General features: G+C 65.0%; 13 protein-coding genes. 11 read left to right on the forward strand and 2 right to left on the reverse strand.

All coding sequences use genetic code 11. From position 1 onward, the window contains the following. Positions 1-296 precede the first annotated feature (296 nt). A complete protein-coding gene (locus QX128_RS20370) occupies positions 297-938 on the reverse strand; it encodes a MarR family transcriptional regulator (protein WP_316178409.1) in 642 nt (213 codons plus the stop codon). Positions 939-1097: 159 nt separating this feature from the next. On the opposite strand from QX128_RS20370, the gene QX128_RS20375 reads away from it, so the two are divergent. The 7 genes from QX128_RS20375 (at position 1098) to QX128_RS20405 (ending at position 8297) form a co-directional block, all read left to right on the forward strand. After that, complete coding sequence (locus QX128_RS20375; protein ID WP_316178411.1) at positions 1098-2330, forward strand: dienelactone hydrolase family protein; 1233 nt, start codon at positions 1098-1100, stop codon at positions 2328-2330. 78 nt (positions 2331-2408) lie between these two features. After that, positions 2409-3950, forward strand: coding sequence for an ABC transporter substrate-binding protein (locus QX128_RS20380; protein WP_315802392.1), 1542 nt, complete (start codon positions 2409-2411; stop codon positions 3948-3950). A 14-nt stretch (positions 3951-3964) separates the two neighbouring features. Further along, positions 3965-4972, forward strand: a complete 1008-nt coding sequence (locus tag QX128_RS20385) for an ABC transporter permease (protein ID WP_315802393.1) — start codon at positions 3965-3967, stop codon at positions 4970-4972. After that, the gene (locus QX128_RS20390) at positions 4965-5855 is read left to right on the forward strand and encodes an ABC transporter permease (RefSeq protein ID WP_315802394.1); all 891 of its coding nucleotides are present in this window, start codon (positions 4965-4967) and stop codon (positions 5853-5855) included. Before QX128_RS20385 ends, QX128_RS20390 begins: the two co-directional genes overlap by 8 nt. Then, complete coding sequence (locus tag QX128_RS20395) at positions 5852-6727, forward strand: ABC transporter ATP-binding protein (protein ID WP_316238336.1); 876 nt, start codon at positions 5852-5854, stop codon at positions 6725-6727. The genes QX128_RS20390 and QX128_RS20395 overlap by 4 nt, the downstream gene beginning before the upstream one ends. Next, a complete protein-coding gene (locus QX128_RS20400; RefSeq protein ID WP_316218433.1) occupies positions 6724-7584 on the forward strand; it encodes an ATP-binding cassette domain-containing protein in 861 nt (286 codons plus the stop codon). Before QX128_RS20395 ends, QX128_RS20400 begins: the two co-directional genes overlap by 4 nt. Then, entirely contained in the window at positions 7581-8297 is a 717-nt protein-coding gene (locus tag QX128_RS20405) for an SDR family oxidoreductase (RefSeq protein WP_315802397.1), read from the forward strand. The genes QX128_RS20400 and QX128_RS20405 overlap by 4 nt, the downstream gene beginning before the upstream one ends. A 794-nt stretch (positions 8298-9091) precedes the next feature. On the opposite strand, the gene QX128_RS20410 is transcribed toward QX128_RS20405, so the two are convergent. Further along, positions 9092-10006, reverse strand: coding sequence for an MBL fold metallo-hydrolase (locus QX128_RS20410; protein WP_316218434.1), 915 nt, complete (start codon positions 10004-10006; stop codon positions 9092-9094). 349 nt (positions 10007-10355) lie between these two features. Between QX128_RS20410 and QX128_RS20415 the strand changes: the two genes are divergently transcribed. The 4 genes from QX128_RS20415 (at position 10356) to QX128_RS20430 (ending at position 16991) form a co-directional block, all read left to right on the forward strand. Beyond that, the gene (locus tag QX128_RS20415) at positions 10356-10850 is read left to right on the forward strand and encodes a MarR family winged helix-turn-helix transcriptional regulator (protein ID WP_316238337.1); all 495 of its coding nucleotides are present in this window, start codon (positions 10356-10358) and stop codon (positions 10848-10850) included. Positions 10851-11470: 620 nt separating this feature from the next. Continuing rightward, on the forward strand, positions 11471-12988 hold the full coding sequence (locus QX128_RS20420) for a Do family serine endopeptidase (RefSeq protein WP_316238338.1): 1518 nt from the start codon (positions 11471-11473) through the stop codon (positions 12986-12988). Positions 12989-14054: 1066 nt separating this feature from the next. Next, a complete protein-coding gene (locus QX128_RS20425) occupies positions 14055-15377 on the forward strand; it encodes a dicarboxylate/amino acid:cation symporter (protein WP_316238339.1) in 1323 nt (440 codons plus the stop codon). A gap of 291 nt (positions 15378-15668) precedes the next feature. Continuing rightward, positions 15669-16991 (forward strand): NAD(P)/FAD-dependent oxidoreductase, encoded by a 1323-nt coding sequence (locus tag QX128_RS20430; protein ID WP_316238351.1) that lies wholly within the window; start codon positions 15669-15671, stop codon positions 16989-16991. Positions 16992-17056: the final 65 nt, after the last annotated feature.

Genomic DNA, 17056 nt, shown 5'->3' on the forward strand with positions numbered 1-17056 from the left:
AGGCCGTGGCTTTGGCGGGTCGTCCTAGCCCAGCCCAACCATTGGACGGTGCGGGCGCCGCTAAAATTTCCCATTTGAGATCAAGGCGCCTCAATAGAAGGAGGGGTGCGCAAGCCATTGATCTCATTTCTGGTCTTTCGCCCCTGTCGTGCCCCACACGACCGGAGGCTGCGGGCAAAGGCCTGTTCTCTCTCCGTCCATCTAGCCTCCAGAGATGGGGCGCTCAAATGAACGGCCTCAGCGCGTCCACAGTCGCGACATAGCGGTCCAAGGTCGAAATATTGCGCTGAGGCGGGTCAGGACTGGTGCCGCCTCGTGATCGCGATGCGCGTCGCCTGGCCGTACAGCCCCGCCATCTGGTCAAGCTGAGCCGCTGTCGCGGCGCAGCCGTCGATCCAGCCGGGTAGGCCGTCGAACATCGGCGGCAGGGTTGCCGCGCGCAAGGCCGCATAATCCTCGGTGACGGCGCGGCCGCGTGTCGTGGCGCGGTAGCGTGTCTCCTTGCGTGAGGAACGGCCTTCGGTCTCGATCAGCCCGGCGCGGACCAGCTTGCGCGTCGCATATTGCAGATTGGGCACGTCAACGCGGTTGAGCAGTTGGCCAACCTCGGCGAGCCGCTTCGGCTCGTCGCCCATGCGTACGACATTGAGGACGGCGACATCGTCGCCGGTCAGCGGCACCTCGCAAACGGCGGCGAGGCAGGAAGCCTTCCAGCGATAATAGGACTGGGCCAGCCGCTCCAGCGCGAATTCAAAGTCGGACAGCCGTCGCTCGGTGTCACTGCGCGCAAGATGCCACGCTCCCTTCGCGTCGCCTTTGCTGCCGCTCTCGGCCTCATCGCGAGCCGCCTCTGACCGTGACCGCGCCTTGCCGCCCGCCACTCTCGCCTTCACCGCCACGGTCTTGCGCCTCGCCCCAGCGCTCGTCGTCCTCTTCAATAGCCCGTCTCCCGATGCCGCTCCGCACAATGCGTGTGCAGCGCATGCTCAATCTCTGCTGTTTACATCCAACGTTTTTACATTAAAAATTCAATGAAGAAAACACATCAGGCGCGGCGTCACCGTGGACGTCGGCCGGCAGAACCGGGGAGCACGACAGTGGCTGGTCAGTGGATCGACATCGCCGCCGCCGATGGCGGCACGTTCAAGGGCTATCTCGCGGTGCCCGCGTCAGGCTCCGGTCCCGGCATCGTGCTCCTGCAGGAGATCTTCGGCGTCAACGCCTCGATGCGCGCGGTCGCCGACTATTATGCTGAGGAAGGGTATGTGGTGCTGGCGCCGGACCTGTTCTGGCGCTTCGAGCCGGGCATCGAGCTCGGCTATGGTGAGGCGGATTTCGGTAAAGCCTTCGGCTACTACCAGCGCTTCGACGTCAATCTCGCGATCAAGGACACGGCCGACGCGCTGAAGGTGCTGCGCGCCCGTCCCGAGTGCAAGGGCAAGGTCGGCGCGCTCGGCTTCTGCCTCGGCGGCAAGCTCGCTTATCTCACCGCCGCCCGCACCGACGTCGATTGCGCCGTCTCCTATTATGGCGTTGGCATCGAGGCCGATATCGCCGAGGCCAAGAACATCAAGGGCCCGATCGTCTTCCACTTCGCCGAGCTCGACAAGTTCGCGCCGGCCGAGGCGCGCGAGGCGGTCAAGGCCGGCTTTGCCGGCCGCGACGATGCCGAGTTCTATCTCTATCCAGGCTGCGACCACGCCTTCGCCGCGCCGGAGCGCGCCAGCTTCGACAAGCCGGCGACCCTGATGGCGCATTCGCGCTCGATCGCGCTGTTCCGGAAAGTGCTCGGCCCGCACTACGATCTGTCGTCGCTGTGGGACCGTCACACCGAGCTCGAATTCGCCACCCGCTCGGCGGAGGCGACGATGGGCACCATGGTCGCCGAGCCCTACGTCAACCACATCCCGACCATGACCGGCGGCGTCGGCTACAAGGATCTCTTGAGGTTCTACGCCAACCATTTCATTCCGAAGACGCCGGCGGACACCAAGCTGGTGCCGATCTCGCGCACCATCGGCGCCGACCGCGTCGTCGACGAGATGCTGTTCTGCTTCACCCACGACATCGAGATCGACTGGATGCTGCCCGGCATCCCGCCGACCGGCAAATATGTCGAGATTCCGCTGGTTGCGATCGTCCGCTTCCGCGGCGACAAGCTCTACAACGAGCACATCTACTGGGATCAGGCCTCGGTGCTGGTGCAGATCGGCCTGCTCGATCCGGCGAAGCTCCCGGTCGCCGGCATCGAGACGGCGAAGAAGCTGGTCGACGAATCCTTGCCCTCGAACACGCTGATGAAGCGCTGGGCCGAGAGCGCGCCGAACTGATCAATTCGTCCGGCGGCGTCGGCAGGGACGTCGCTTCTCTTCGCTCATCGTCCTTCGTCCATGCGGAGTTGCATCACCATGCGTGACCATCAGATCTCTCGTCGTACGATGTTGCAGCTCGCAGGCGCAGCTGCGTTGCCACTCGCCACCGGCCTGCCGCTGCGCCCCGCCAGTGCCGCGCCGGGCACGCTGACCATCGCCTACAACGTCAACCTGCCGTCGTTCGATCCGACCGTCGGCGTCTCGGCGGTCAATCCGACCATCCAGTCGATCTACCAGGCCATCTTCGATCCCTATATCGGCCAGGCCGCCGATCTCTCGTTCAAGCCGGGCCTCTTGACGAAGTGGGGCTGGAACGAGGACCGCACCAAGGTCACGATGGAGCTGCGCTCCGACGCGACCTGGCATGACGGCTCCAAGGTGACGCCGGAGGACGTGGTGTGGTCGCTGACCCGCGCCGCCGATCCGAAGGGCGGCAACCCGATCCAGTTCGTCTGGTCGAAGATCAACAACTTCAAGATCGACGGCCAGACCATCACGGCCGACGTGGTAGAGTTCGAGCCGGTGCTATTCAAATGGATGGCGTTCCTCACCGGCTACGTGCTGCCCAAGGCCTATTACGAGAAGGTCGGCGCGGAGGGCTTTGAGAAGGCGCCGATCGGCTCCGGCCCGTACAAGGTCGATGCCTTCGAGCGCAACGCGTTCCTGCGGCTGAAGGCGCATCCCGGCTATTGGGGGCCGAAGCCGGCGTTCGAGACCGTCGTCTTCAAGTTCGTCACCGATCCGACCAGCCGCGTCGCCGAGATCGAGTCCGGTGGCTCCGACATCACCTTCGAGATTCCCTATGAAGAGTTCGACCGCCTCAAGGCCAAGCCGAATTTGGCAGGCCTGACGCAGCCGATCTCCGACATCGGAATGATCTTCCTTACCGACATCGATCCGATGCTCGACCGCAACATCAGGCTCGCCGCCAACCACGCCATCGACAAGAAGGCGATCGTCGACAAGCTGCTGCGCGGCTATGGCGTGCCGATCGACACCTTGGAAGCTCCGGGCTACGCCGCCTTCGATCCCTCGATCAAGGTCGCCTATGATCCGGAGCTCGCCAAGAGCCTGCTCGCCCAGAGCGGCTACTCGGCCGCTAAGCCGGTCAAGTTCACCATCCAGACCACGCGCGGCTTCAAGCCGAAGGACTACGAAATGGTCCAGGCGATCGCCGGCATGTGGCGCAAGGTCGGCATCGAGGCCAACATCGAGGTCTACGAGATCGCGCAGCATTTCGAGCTGCGCGCCCGTCACGCGCTGGCCCCCGCCGCGTTCTACAATTGGGGCAACGCGATCGGCGATCCCACCACCTCCACCGGCTTTGCGATGTTCGGCCCGTCGCCACATTCAGCCTGGAAGGGCAAGGACCTGATCGAGCGCATCGGGCCCTTGTGGGGCGAGAAGGACGAGGCCAAGCGCATCGCCGGCTGGAAAGCGGTCGACAAATACATCGCCGAGGAGGGTGAGGTGATCCCGCTGCTGCAATACGTCCAGCCGATCGTGCACAAGAAGGGGCTGAAGGTGGTGCCGCAGGCCAACGGCATGATCCTGCCGCAGCTCGTGACCCAGGGCTGAGACGGAGTCGGGCGATGCGCTGGAGCGCCATTCTCAAGCGCCTCGCTCTGATCCCGCCGACCCTGCTCGGCGTCGGCGCCATCGTGTTCGTGCTGCTGCGCGTGGTGCCCGGCGATCCCATCGCGATGATGATCCCGCCCGGCGCCTCGCCGGCCGACATTGCGCGGCTGCGCGCGCTCTACGGCCTCGATCAGCCGCTGCTGTCGCAGTTCATCACCTGGCTTGGCCAAGTCGCGTCGGGCGATTTCGGCCGCTCGATCAGCCTGCGCCAGCAGGTGTTCGAATTGGTCGGCGCGCGGCTACCGGCGACCCTTGAGCTCGCAGCGCTCTCGGTGATCATGGCGCTCGTGATGGGCGGAGCCGTGGCGCTGGTCGGCAGCCTCACGCGCGGCACCCGCGCCGAATGGCTGCTCGACACCGCCAACGGCTTCTTTCTCGCCATTCCTGATTTCCTGTGGGCCCTGATCCTGCTGCTCGGCTTCGGCGTGCTGCTGCCGCTGCTGCCGATTTCCGGCCGGCTCGATCCGCAGCTTGCCGTGGCCTTCCGCACCCACTTCTATCTGATCGAGAGCCTGCTCACCCTGCGCCTCGACGTCGCCGCCGATCTCTTGCGCCATATGTTGCTGCCGTCGCTGGCGCTCGCGCTGCCCTTCGCCGCGCTGGTCGCGCGTCTCCTCAAGGCGCAGCTCGCAGAGGCCGAGGACCAGGACTACGCCCAGATCGCCCGCACCCGCGGATTTTCGCGCACCACGATCCTGCAGCGCGAGGTGTTCCCCAACGCGCTGATCCCGACGGTCGCGCTCTCAGGCGTGCAGATCACCCTGTTGCTCGGCGGCACCGTGCTGGTCGAGCGCATCTTCTCCTACGAGGGCATCGGCAACATGGCGATCGATGCCGTCATCAACCGCGACTTCCCGCTGATCCAGGGGCTGATCCTGACCTTCGCCGTCCTGTTCATCGCTCTCAATCTCGCCGTCGACCTGCTGGTGGCGCTGCTCGATCCGAGGCTGCGCCATGGTTGACCTGGTTCTTTCTGGCCCGATCACGGCCCAGCCGTCGCGCTGGCGCAGCGCTCTCTCACGCGGCGGCGCGCGGCTGTGGATCGGCGGCGGCCTTGTCGCGCTGCTGCTGCTCATCGCGCTGTTCGCCCCGGTCATCGCGCCGCATGATCCGGCCGAGCAGGATCTGATGTCGGCGCAGCTGCCGCCGGCCTTCATGCGCGGCGGCGAGGCGGCGTTTCCGTTGGGCACCGACAGCCTCGGCCGCTGCGTGCTGTCGCGCCTGATATATTCCGCGCGTACTGCGGTCTCCGTCGCGCTGATCGCCTCGCTGCTCGCTGCGGTCATCGGCATCGCACTCGGCCTGATTGCCGGCGCCTTCGGCGGCTGGATCGATCAGCTGGTGTCGCGGCTGATCGACGTCTGGATGGCGTTCCCGCCGGTGCTGCTGTCGATCGTGCTCGCCGCCGTCATCGGCGCCGGCCTCACCTCGGTTATTGCTGCGATCGTGGTCGTCGACTGGACCCGCTTCGCCCGCATCACCAGAGCCGAAACGCAGGCCCAGCTTGCGCGCGACTACGCCGCCGCGGCCCGGGTGCTCGGCCTCACCCGCGCGCAGGCGCTGCGGCTCGAGATCCTGCCCAACCTCGTGCCGCTGATCGTCACATTGCTGGCGGTCGAGATGGGCATAGCTATCCTGGTCGAGGTCATCCTGTCCTTCGTCGGCATCTCCGTCACCGGCGACACCGCGAGCTGGGGCGGCATGATCACCGAGGGACGGCAGATCGTCTACCAGGCGCCCTGGATCATGGCGCTGCCGATCGGCGCCGTCATCGTCAGCGTGATCGGCTTCAACCTGCTCGGCGACGGCCTGCGCGCCGCGCTCGATCCGGTGCAGCGCCGATGAGTGCCGTGCTCGACATCGAGAATCTCCACGTCGCGATCGGCGCCGCCAATGTGCTGCGCGGCGTCTCCTTGCGCGTCGCGGCCGGCGAGGTCCGCGGGCTCGTCGGCGAATCCGGTGCCGGCAAGTCGATGGTCGGCCGCACCATCTTCGGCCTGCTGCCGGCGAAGGCCGCCATCACGGCCGGCCGCGTGAGCTTCGAGGGGCGCGACCTCCTGGCGATGCCGGACAAGCAGCGCCGCGACCTGCTGGGACGGCGCATCGCGCTGATCCCGCAGGATCCGATGACGTCGCTCAACCCGGTCCGGCGTATCGGCGCGCAGATATGCGCGGTGTTGCAGCTGCATCTGAAGCTGTCGAAGCGTGCCGCGCGCGATCGCGCCGCCGAGCTGCTTGCCGAGGTCGCGATCCACGATCCCGCCGGTGTGCTGCATCTCTATCCGCACGAGCTGTCCGGCGGCATGCGCCAGCGCGTGCTGATCGCGATGGCCTTCGCCTGTGACCCGTCGCTGGTCATCGCCGACGAGCCGACCACCGCGCTCGACGTCACCGTGCAGCGCCAGGTGCTGCAGCTGGTCGAGCGGATGCGCCAGCGCCACGGCGCGGCGATCCTGTTCGTCACCCACGATCTCGGCGTCGTCGCAAAAATCTGCCGCAGCATGACCGTGCTGCATGCCGGCCGCGTGCTCGAGGACGGCTTGACGTCGGACGTGCTGGTGAAGCCGCATCATGCCTACACGCGCGCGCTGCTGGCGGCGACGCCGCGCGCCGACCGTCCGGCGGACAGCTTGAGGCCGGTGCCACCGGCGCTGATCGAAAGCCTGTGGGCGGAGGCGCACCGGCTCGATCAGCTCGCGGCGAGGAGGCCGGCATGAGCGAGATCCTGCTGCGCACCGGCCAGCTCGGCTTCGCCTATCCGGCGCGGTCGACTTCGCTGTTCGGCAAGCCTGTGATGCGCGACGTCATCAAGTCGGTCGATCTCGCCGTTTCGCGCGGCGCGGTGCTCGGCCTCGTCGGCGAATCCGGTTCGGGCAAGACCACACTGGGCCGGCTGCTGGTGCGGCTCTTGGAGCCGACGTCGGGCGGCATCCAGTTCGACGGCATCGAGATCAGCCATCTGTCGGAAGCCGCGCTGCGCCCCTTGCGCGCGCGCATCCAGATGATCTTCCAGGATCCGCAATCCTCGCTCAATCCGCGCCTGCCGCTCGCGGTCACCTTGACGCGCCAGCTCGAGGTCTATGGACAGTTGAAAGGCCGGCGCGATCGCCGCGACCGCGCCGCCGCGCTGCTCGATCTCGTCGGCCTGCCGACAGCCTTCGTCGACCGTTATCCGCACGAGCTCTCCGGCGGCCAGCGCCAGCGCGCCGGCATCGCACGCGCGCTGGCGTTGCAGCCGGACTTCATCGTCGCCGACGAGATCGTCTCCGGGCTCGACGTCTCGACCCAGGCGCACATCCTGATGCTGTTGAAGGAGCTGCGCGCCAGGCTCGGGCTGACCGTGGTCTTCATCAGCCATGATCTCTCAGTGATCCGCGTGCTCTGCGACGAGGTCGCCATTCTCAAGGGCGGCGAGGTGGTCGAGCACGGCCCGGTCGGCCGCATCTTCTCCCATCCGCAACACGCCTATACGCGCCAGCTCCTGGCCGCCATTCCGCTCCCCGATGTCGAGCCGGGCTGGCTCGACGACACCTCGCCCCGTGAGCAACCCCAGCAGCAGGGATCAGCCGCATGAGTGCTTCGATCAAGGACTCCGTCGTCGTCATCACCGGCGCCACCGGCGCCATCGCGAAGGCGCTCATCGCCGAGCTGCTCGCCCGCGGCGCTGCGAAGATCTATGCCGCCGCCCGCGACGTCTCCGCGCTCACGGCGTCCGACAGGGTCGTGCCGTTGAAGCTCGACGTCACCAGCGATGGGGACGCGGCAGCCGCCGCCGCACAGGCTTCCGACGCGACGCTGCTGATCAACAATGCCGGCGTCAATCACAACACTGCGTTCATGCTCGCGCCCGATCTCGCCATCGCCACGGAGGAGATCGAGATCAACTACCTCGCGCCGCTGCGGCTGACGCGCGCCTTCGCGCCGGTGCTGATCAAGAACCAGGGGGCCGTGCTCAACATCCTGACCATCCTGGCGCGGGTGAACCTGCCGCTGATGGGCTCCTATTGCGCCTCGAAGGCCGCGGCGCTGAGCCTCACGCAAGGACTGCGCGGCGAACTGACGCCGAAGGGCGTCCACGTCGCCGGCGCGCTGCCCGGTGCCGTCGACACGCGCATGACGGCCGGCCTACCGATCCCGAAGATGACGCCGGCCGAGGCCGCCAAGGAAATTCTCGACGGCTACGAGACCGGCGAGGAGGACATCTATGTCGGCGACATGGCCAAGGGCATCGCCGCCGGCCTCGCGCAGGATCACAAGGCGGTGGAAAAGCAATTGGCGTCGGGCTAGCACGAACGCCCTGATAAAAGTCGCACCCGGAGCAGCGACGCGAGAAGGTCGACGCGGCAGAGCGCGCGAGGCCTGGAACCGAGATTTCTGCCGCGACGAGGCGTCAGTTCTTCCGATCCCGAAAACTATAGGTGACAGGCCCCAGCGCGGGCCCAGGAGACTGAGACGACTGGCATTGGCTTCCCGAGGCACCGGTTTCCTTTGAAGCCTGCCAGGCGTACGTAAAGGCCAGGGAGCGGCCCGAGAGCGTGGCCGAAGTGCGACAGTCTGCCTTACTCGCTTCTCCGAAGACGGCCGGCCCCTAGGCAGGTTGCAGGAACTGGGTGACGTCCGCCATTTGTTGGGGAACGCGCCTTTTGCCAAGCTCGAAAAGGTCATCGTAGCGCAGCGCGGAAGGAACGCTGCCCTATGGGAGCAGATCGAACCAAGGCGTCGTGAACGAGGGCGGCTGCTTGAGGCCCGGTATAGACAAGGCGTTGCCCGCCTAAGGTCAGATTGATTGAAGCCCCTGGCTCACCCGCCAAGCTTGTCACTCCTAAATGGAGGTGCGGCATGCCCCGGAAGTCAAATACGCCTAGTGAGGCCCGTAACGAGTTCGTGCAGCTCGCGCTTGTCCCGAACGCCAACATTCAGAGCCTTTTTCGGCGGGGATCACCGTTCAATGAGAATACGCGCAGCGGGCGATAACACGCGCCTTTGCCCACGGGACATGAGCGCAGCGCTCGCATCTGAGTTTCAGAGGGAGGATAGTTCCCCAAGCAGTTTCACAGTCAGATCGTCACCAAGTGTGGTTATCAGCGCTGGCCATCGCCCATCAACGGCTTCATGGGCTCCCCATCTGGACTATAGGACGACACGCCGTCTCCGACGGAAAAGGACATCAGGTCGTGTCCGATGACTAATGGACCCTGGTACGTCGCGCGGGTGCGCCGAAGCAGCGCCTCCTCGGGCACATCCTGCACCGGCTTCACCGTCGCGAATACGACATGCGAATAGACCGCCAGCTTCGGCTTTGCGAGCGAGAAGATCCGCCCGGCTTCCTCCGGTGAAGTGTGATGGGCTTCGATAGCACGATAAGAGGGATAATCCTTCACGAGATCAGGTTCGATGATTGCGACCTCGTGAACCAGCAGATCGGCGCCCTTCGCGGCGTTCACGATTCGCTCGTCATATTTGGTGTCACCCGATAGAACGACTTTCTTGCCGCCGTACTCGATCACGTAGCCGAAGGCTGGCTTGATCTTCTCACCGTGGTTGACCTCGATCGCCGTGACCTTCACGCCGCCCTTCTCATAGACGAGTCCGGGCTGAATGTCGTGCGCATTAAATGCCACGCCTTCCGGCGGCAGATGTTCGTCATCCTCGCGAATGCGAATATCCTCCGAGAACGCCTTGGTCAGGTTTTGCGTCATTGCGACGGTTCCGGCCGGCCCGAAGATCACCATCGGTGATTTTCGTGAGGCCCAGGGCGTTCCGATCCAGCCGCTGAGCCACATATCAGGCAAGCCGACAATATGGTCGGAGTGGAGATGCGTGATGAAATGAGCGGTGATGGCGCCGAGCGGAATTCGCTTCTGGAAGAGGCGAATGGTCGAGCCCCGCCCCATATCAAACAGCAATTTCTCGGGTCCGGCCTCGACGAGTGTTGACGCACTGAAGCTTCCGATCCGTGGAGTCGGTGTGCCGGTTCCGAGCAAAGTCACCTTCATCTCATCTGCCGCGGAGGGATTTCCCCACAGCAGAACACAGGCCGCAATTGTAGAAGCAACTAGTCTCACTATGCCAGTTTCGATTGCTTGCATCTGAACACCGAACATCTTCGAGGTTGCTGATAGCAGGGGGGCCTGTGGCCGTCGCCACCTTGATCAGCTTGGTTCATTCAGGGACGCGGCTCGATCGTTGATGTGTGTCTTTCGGCTCAGCGTCAATGGTCGACAAACGTTTGACCAAATCAAATGTGTTCTGCGATGCACAATGCTGCTGTTGGAGATTGTCAAACGACGGTATGTTTCGAAAACGTCACCTCATCCGCAATCCTCCACCCTCAGCCGGAACGTCATGAGCAACTTGAAGGATCCGTCAAACATTGACGAGTATCTCGCGTTTCGTATCTACAATCTTGGAAAGCTCGCCGCGCGGGGCGCGGGCATCATGCTACGGCGGGAGTTGGGGATCGGTCGGCGCGACTGGCGCATTCTTGCTTACGTCGCGCAACGTCCCGGCATAAGCCTGAGCGACCTCGCCGAAGTCGCCGACATCGAGCTGGAGCCTGCAAGTAGAGGGGTCGGTAGGCTCGTGGGCAGCGGAATCATTGCGAAGACAAGGCTCCCCAAAAATAAGCGACTCTTGGCACTTTCCCTGACGGACACGGGACAGGCCCTGTACGAGCAGGCGCAACGGATAACCAAGGCGTACAACAGAGACTTGGCGGCGTGTCTGAGCGATGAACACGCACAGATATTGGACATGCTGCTGAGGAGACTCTCGGAACGAGCTACGGAGCTCACTGATCTGCAGGCAGCCGCTGGCGGCGAAGAAGATATCGTCGAATAGGGTATTCGATGCCGTCATGCCCCCCGGCTGCTGCCATTAGTCGAACCGACGCCAGCTGGAAGCGAGTTCAGCGCATGCGGACAATGCAGGGGGCGCGCCCGAAAACGTCATGAGCTCGAGGAAATTGCGGCGATCGCATCGATGATCATCGTCAATCCGCCGGTATAGTCGTTGGGTTTGTCCGAAAGAGGTTTCAGCAGCATTGGCCGCAGCACGCTTGAGCGAGCAACTGGAACGACGTCGCCAAACTCGCAGGCCCAAGTCACTCCAAATGGCACCGGCTATTTGCCTGCGAGCCTGGCGGCCTGAATGATCGGCGCCCACCTCTCGCAGTCTTCCATTTGAATCGCGCCAAGCTGCGGCGGCCGTTGGCGATGTTGCATCTTTGGCCATCGATCGCTCCACTTCACCTAAGAGCCCTTCTATGCCGAACGCCGCAGTCCGCCGGGCGATCGCTGCCGAACAGGTCATCTTTCTGTGCTTCGGCAGCGCATGCCGCCTTACTACGAATTCATCTCACCGACAGGATGAATTAATTCGTCGGACAGGACGTAGTAATCTGACCAGCGTTACTCCTTCGTGCAACGCCGTGAGGCGCAACATCTTGAAGGAGACAATCCATGTCGGACAGCAATCAACAACCTCGCCGCAGGATCATGCCCGCGCGGCGCCTGACTCTGCTCGGATCGGTTGCCGTGATCGGTTCGGCGATCGCGCTGTCGGGACCGCTCGGCTATGGCCGCCTGATCGATCAGGCCTGGGCGGCCGCGCCTTCCCAGGGCGAGCAGGGCCCCACCGGATTCGCCGATCTGGTCGCCAAGGTCAGGCCCGCGGTGATCTCCGTCCGCGTCAGTGTCGACGAAGGTGACGAGACCGACATGCCTGGGCCGAACGGGGAGCCGTTCATGCAGGGAACGCCGTTCGAGAAGTTCTTCCGCCAATACGGATTCGCCGACGGCCCGCAAGGCAAGATGCGTCGCCACCAGTTGATTACGGGAGTTGGCTCCGGATTCTTCATCTCGGCCGACGGCTACGCGGTGACCAACAACCATGTCGTGGACCACGCGAAGTCGGTGCAGGTCACCACCGACGACGGCAAGACCTATACCGCCAAGGTCATCGGGACGGACCCGAAGACCGACGTCGCACTGATCAAGGTCGAAGGCAAGTCGGACTTCACCTATGTCAACCTGGACAGCAAGACGCCGCGCGTCGGTGACTGGGTCGTGGCGGTCGGCAATCCCTACGGCCTCGGGGGCACCGTCACGGCGGGCATCGTCTCGGCGGAAGGCCGCGAGCTCAGCTCAAGCCCCTATGACAACTACATCCAGATCGATGCGCCGATCAACAAGGGCAATTCGGGCGGTCCTACCTTCGATACCAACGGCAATGTCATCGGCGTCAACACCGCGATCTATTCGCCCACAGGCGGCTCGGTCGGCATCGGCTTCGATATACCTGCGCCGACGGTCAAGATGATCGTTGCCCAGCTCAAGGACAAGGGCGTGGTGACCCGGGGCTGGCTCGGCGTGCAGGTCCAGCCGGTGACGGCAGGTATCGCAGAAGGTCTCGGCATGAAGAACGCCGCGGGCGCGCTGGTCGACGAAGCAAGGCCGGATACGCCGGCGGCGAAAGCCGGGATTGAACCTGGCGACGTCATTACGGCCGTCAACGGTGAAGCCATCAAGGACTCGCGCGCCCTGGCGGGCCGGATCTCGGCGATGGCCCCCGGAAGCTCGGCAAAGCTCGACATCCTGCGCAAGGGTGAGTCCCGGACCATCGCTGTGACGCTTGCGAACATGCCGAACCAGCAGGAGAAGCAGGCCAGTTCCGACGATCACGACAGCGGCTCGGCTCGCGGCGTGCCACATCTCGGTCTGTCAGTCGCGCCCGCAGAGGACGTGGCGGGCGCCGGAAACAAGGGTGTCGTGGTCACCACCGTGGATCCCGACGGCCCGGCGGCGGAGCACGGTGTGCAGTCCGGCGATGTGATTCTCGATGTCGGCGGCAGGACCGTCGGCACCGTCGCCGAACTGCGCGACGCATTGTCGGAGGCAAGGTCCGCCGGCAAGCGCGACGTGCTGATGCGGGTCAAGTCCGCCGCCAATACCCATTTTGTTGCGGTCCCGATCGGCTGAAGCGCGGATACGGAGCCTGCTGCCGGTGCTCTCCCCATCGCCGGCGGCAGGCCACGCGTTGTGTGCGGGATGAACGACGGACATGCGGCGAGCCCCGTGCCGACCCGACGTCTCGGCGAGGGGCGACTCCGCAGAATCGTTGCGGCGGCCAGCGCGTCCTGTGGCCACATCTGACGCATCCGGTACTGAAACGGCAACCGGATGTCGCGAAGTGCGTTTCACGTCAGGGGGCGACCAACGGTGGGGAGTCAGCGCCATGGGCATGGTCAACAAGGAAACACCAACCGAGCGCCTTCCGGCCCGCGCGAAGACGGATCGACTGCATCCGCACGTTACCGGATCCCGGCCGGACTTCCGGCCTGGCTGGACGTCTCGGTCTGTAGGGCGCAGGCGGAGGACAGCGAGATGATGTCGCGGGTGCCGTCGACTGGCTGCAAGTCGGTGGCGAGATGGAGCCGTTTCGCGATCGAGGGACAGCAGCCGGGATACTGGCCGGCAGGATCAAGATCCAGCGCGGGCCTTGGATCTGACGGTCGCTCGGACAAGCGCGCAGAGAGACTGACGCTAAAGCTACCGAGCCGGCACCGGGTCCGCGACGGGCGATGCCTGCTCGTGATCACCGGCGGGGCCGGTCGGGCCGCGGCGTGCCGGCCCGTCCGGTTCTTCGGGCGCCGGCCGGGGCCATATTCCGAAAGTCCGGACGCGGCGCCGCGAGGGCCCTGGCCCGGCGGCAGCGATGGTTCACAAATCGCAGCAAACTGAAGGACATGCAGACGCCTCACGCCGCACCGTTCGGCTGGCACGATTGCTGCTTAATGAGCCGCCAAACGAGCGCCAGCTCCAGAACAACAGATGCGAGGGGACGTCCGGATGCCAGCCCACAGCTCATTCCTGACCTGAGACCCGGCGACAGGCGATCTCGCCTGTGCGAGCTTCTCGGGTCCGCCCCAGCGCTGCCCGCGTCCGGACGCGAGACGTTGTCCCGGCACGCAACGGCGCCGGCGCGGACGCGGGCCATAGGCGGACCAGAGAGATAGACCGAGTGAGATCAGGGAGAGAAGATACGATGTCTGCAACCACCACGGCGGCAGCGGCGCCGCAGAAGCCGTTCTACCGGATCCTCTATGTGCAGGTCCTGTTCGCGATCGTGCTCGGCGTCATCGTCGGCTGGCTCTGGCCCGAGCTCGGCAAGAACGAATGGATCAAGGCGCTGGGCGACGGCTTCGTCAAGCTGATCAAGATGGTGATCGCGCCGGTCATCTTCTGCACCGTGGTGTCGGGCATCGCACACGTCTCCGAAGTCAAGAAGGTCGGCCGCGTCGCCGTCAAGGCGCTGATCTATTTCGAGATCGTCTCGACCTTCGCGCTCGCGCTCGGGCTCATCGTCGGCAATTTCATTCAGCCGGGAGCAGGCTTCCAGGGCCAGAGCAGCAATGCCGCCGCCGTTGCCAACTACGCCAAGCAGGCGAGCGAGATGAAGTCGGTCGACTTCGTGCTCCACATCATTCCCGACACGGTCGTGGGCGCCTTCGCGCAAGGCGAGATCCTGCAGGTGCTGCTGTTCTCGATCCTGTTCGGCATCGCGCTGATGAGCCTCGGTGAGCGCGGTCATACGATGCGCGCCTTCATCGACGACGCGGCGCATGCGATCTTCGGCGTCATCGCCCTCGTGGTGAAGGCCGCTCCGATCGGCGCCTTCGGCGCCATGGCCTTCACCATCGGCCGCTATGGGCCGCAGGCGCTCGGCAACCTGGCCGGCCTGATCGCGACCTTCTATCTCACGGCGATCGCCTTCGTCGTGATCGTGCTCGGAATCATCGCCCGCATCGCCGGCTTCTCGATCTTCAAGTTCCTCAAATACATCAAGGACGAGCTGCTGATCGTGCTCGGCACCTCGTCGTCCGAGAGTGCGCTGCCGCAGATGATGGAGAAGCTGGAGCGGCTCGGCTGCTCCAAGCCGGTCGTCGGCCTGGTGGTTCCGACCGGCTACTCGTTCAATCTCGACGGCACCAACATCTACATGACGCTGGCGACGCTGTTCATTGCGCAGGCGATGAACGTTCACCTGTCCTTCGGCGAGCAGATCACGATCCTGCTGGTCGCGATGCTGACCTCGAAGGGCGCCTCGGGCATCACCGGCGCAGGCTTCATCACCCTGGCCGGAACGCTGGCGGCCGTGCGCCCGGAGCTCGTTCCGGGCATGGCGATCGTCCTCGGCATCGACAAGTTCATGAGCGAATGCCGCGCCCTGACCAACCTGTGCGGCAACGGCGTCGCCTGCGTGATCGTGGCGTGGTGGGAAGGCGAGCTGGATCGCGACAAGCTGCGCATCGCGCTCGATCGCGATATCGATCCGGCCGATGTCGAGGTCGCCGTCACGACGGGATAGGCCTGCGGTCGCGGGTGGCGCTGCTGTCGCATTCCAGCGTCAGTGGCGCCGTCGTGCCAAAATGTGGCATGCCCGCTTCGTCATCGTCAGGGCCCGGCGCATCAGTCGGTCAAGCCCAATCGCGATGCCGCCAACATCTCGGATAATCTGCTAGGGTGGCAGCGGGCAGGGGCTCACCGTGGAGGCATCCCGCCTGGTGCCGCAAGGCCGCGCATTCCGACGTGATGACGCAACCGGAGTGACATCGCAGTCCCTCCGTCGCGGCGCGGTCACCCTTGGGGAGGTTGGATGATGGCCGTCGCGCAGTCTGGTGTTCCTCGCATCGTGATCGTCGGCGGCGGTGCCGGCGGCCTGGAGCTCGCGACCCGGCTCGGAGACGGATACGGCCGCAAGGGGAAGCTCGACGTCACCCTGGTCGAGCGCAACCGCACCCATGTCTGGAAGCCGAAGCTGCACGAGATCGCCGCGGGCAGCATGGACCTCTCGGCGCATGAGGTTGACTATCTCGCCCAGGCCTATTGGCACGGCTTCCACTACCGCATCGGCGACATGATCGGCCTCGACCGCGACAAGCGCGAGGTGCTGGTGGCGCCCTATCTCGATGCGGAGGGGCGCGAGGTCACGCCGCGGCGGACCATCCCCTATGACGTGCTCGTCATGGCCATCGGCAGCCAGAACAATGATTTCGGCACGCCCGGTGTCGTCGACCACGCGATCAAGCTGGAATCGCAGCACGACGCCCGGCGTTTCCACGAGCGCATGGTCAACGCCTGCATCCGCGCCCACTCGCAGTCGTCGCCGATCGCCCCGCACCAGCTCAAGGTGGCGATCATCGGCGCCGGCGCGACCGGCGTCGAGCTGGCCGCCGAGCTGCATCGGACGACCCGCGAGGTGGTGGCCTATGGTCTCGACCAGGTCGATGCCGAGAAGGACATCCGGATCACGCTGATCGAAGCCGCGGGCCGGGTGTTGCCGGCCTTGCCCGAGCGGGTGTCGCGCGAGACCGAGAAGCTGCTCGCAAGGCTCGGCGTCGAGGTGCTGGTCGGCGCCAAGGTCGCCGAGGTCGGGCCCGACAAAGTGAGCCTCGCCGACGGCCGCGTCATCCCGGCGGAGCTGATCGTCTGGGCCGCCGGCGTCAAGGCGCCCGACTTCCTGAAGGACATCGCGGGGCTGGAGACCAACCGCATCAACCAGCTCGTGGTGAGGCAGACCCTGCAGACCACGCGCGACGAGCGCATCTTCGCGATCGGCGACTGCTCGGCCTGCTCCTGGGGCGAGCGCGGCAACGTGCCGCCGCGGGCGCAGGCGGCGCATCAGCAGGCCTCGCACCTCTACAAGCAGATCCCGCGCTTCGTCAGGGGCGAGCCGCTGGCGGACTACCGCTATCACGATTTCGGCTCGCTGGTGTCGCTCGGCGAGTTCAGCACGGTCGGCTCGATGATGGGCGCGCTGGTCGGCGGCAATCTGGTGTTCGAAGGCCTGTTCGCGCGGATGATGTATCTGTCGCTCTACAAGATGCACGAATACGCGCTGCACGGCTTCGCCAAGGTGACCCTGGACACGCTGGCGCGGCTGATCACCCGCCGCACCGAGCCGCACGTCAAGCTGCACTGACGAGGGTGCCCAGGGCGCCGGCGTGGCCGATTTTGTTGTCGCCTATGGCCCGGCAAGGCCTTAGA

It is taken from the genome of Bradyrhizobium sp. SZCCHNR1015, from assembly GCF_032489875.1.
Classification (GTDB): domain Bacteria; phylum Pseudomonadota; class Alphaproteobacteria; order Rhizobiales; family Xanthobacteraceae; genus Bradyrhizobium.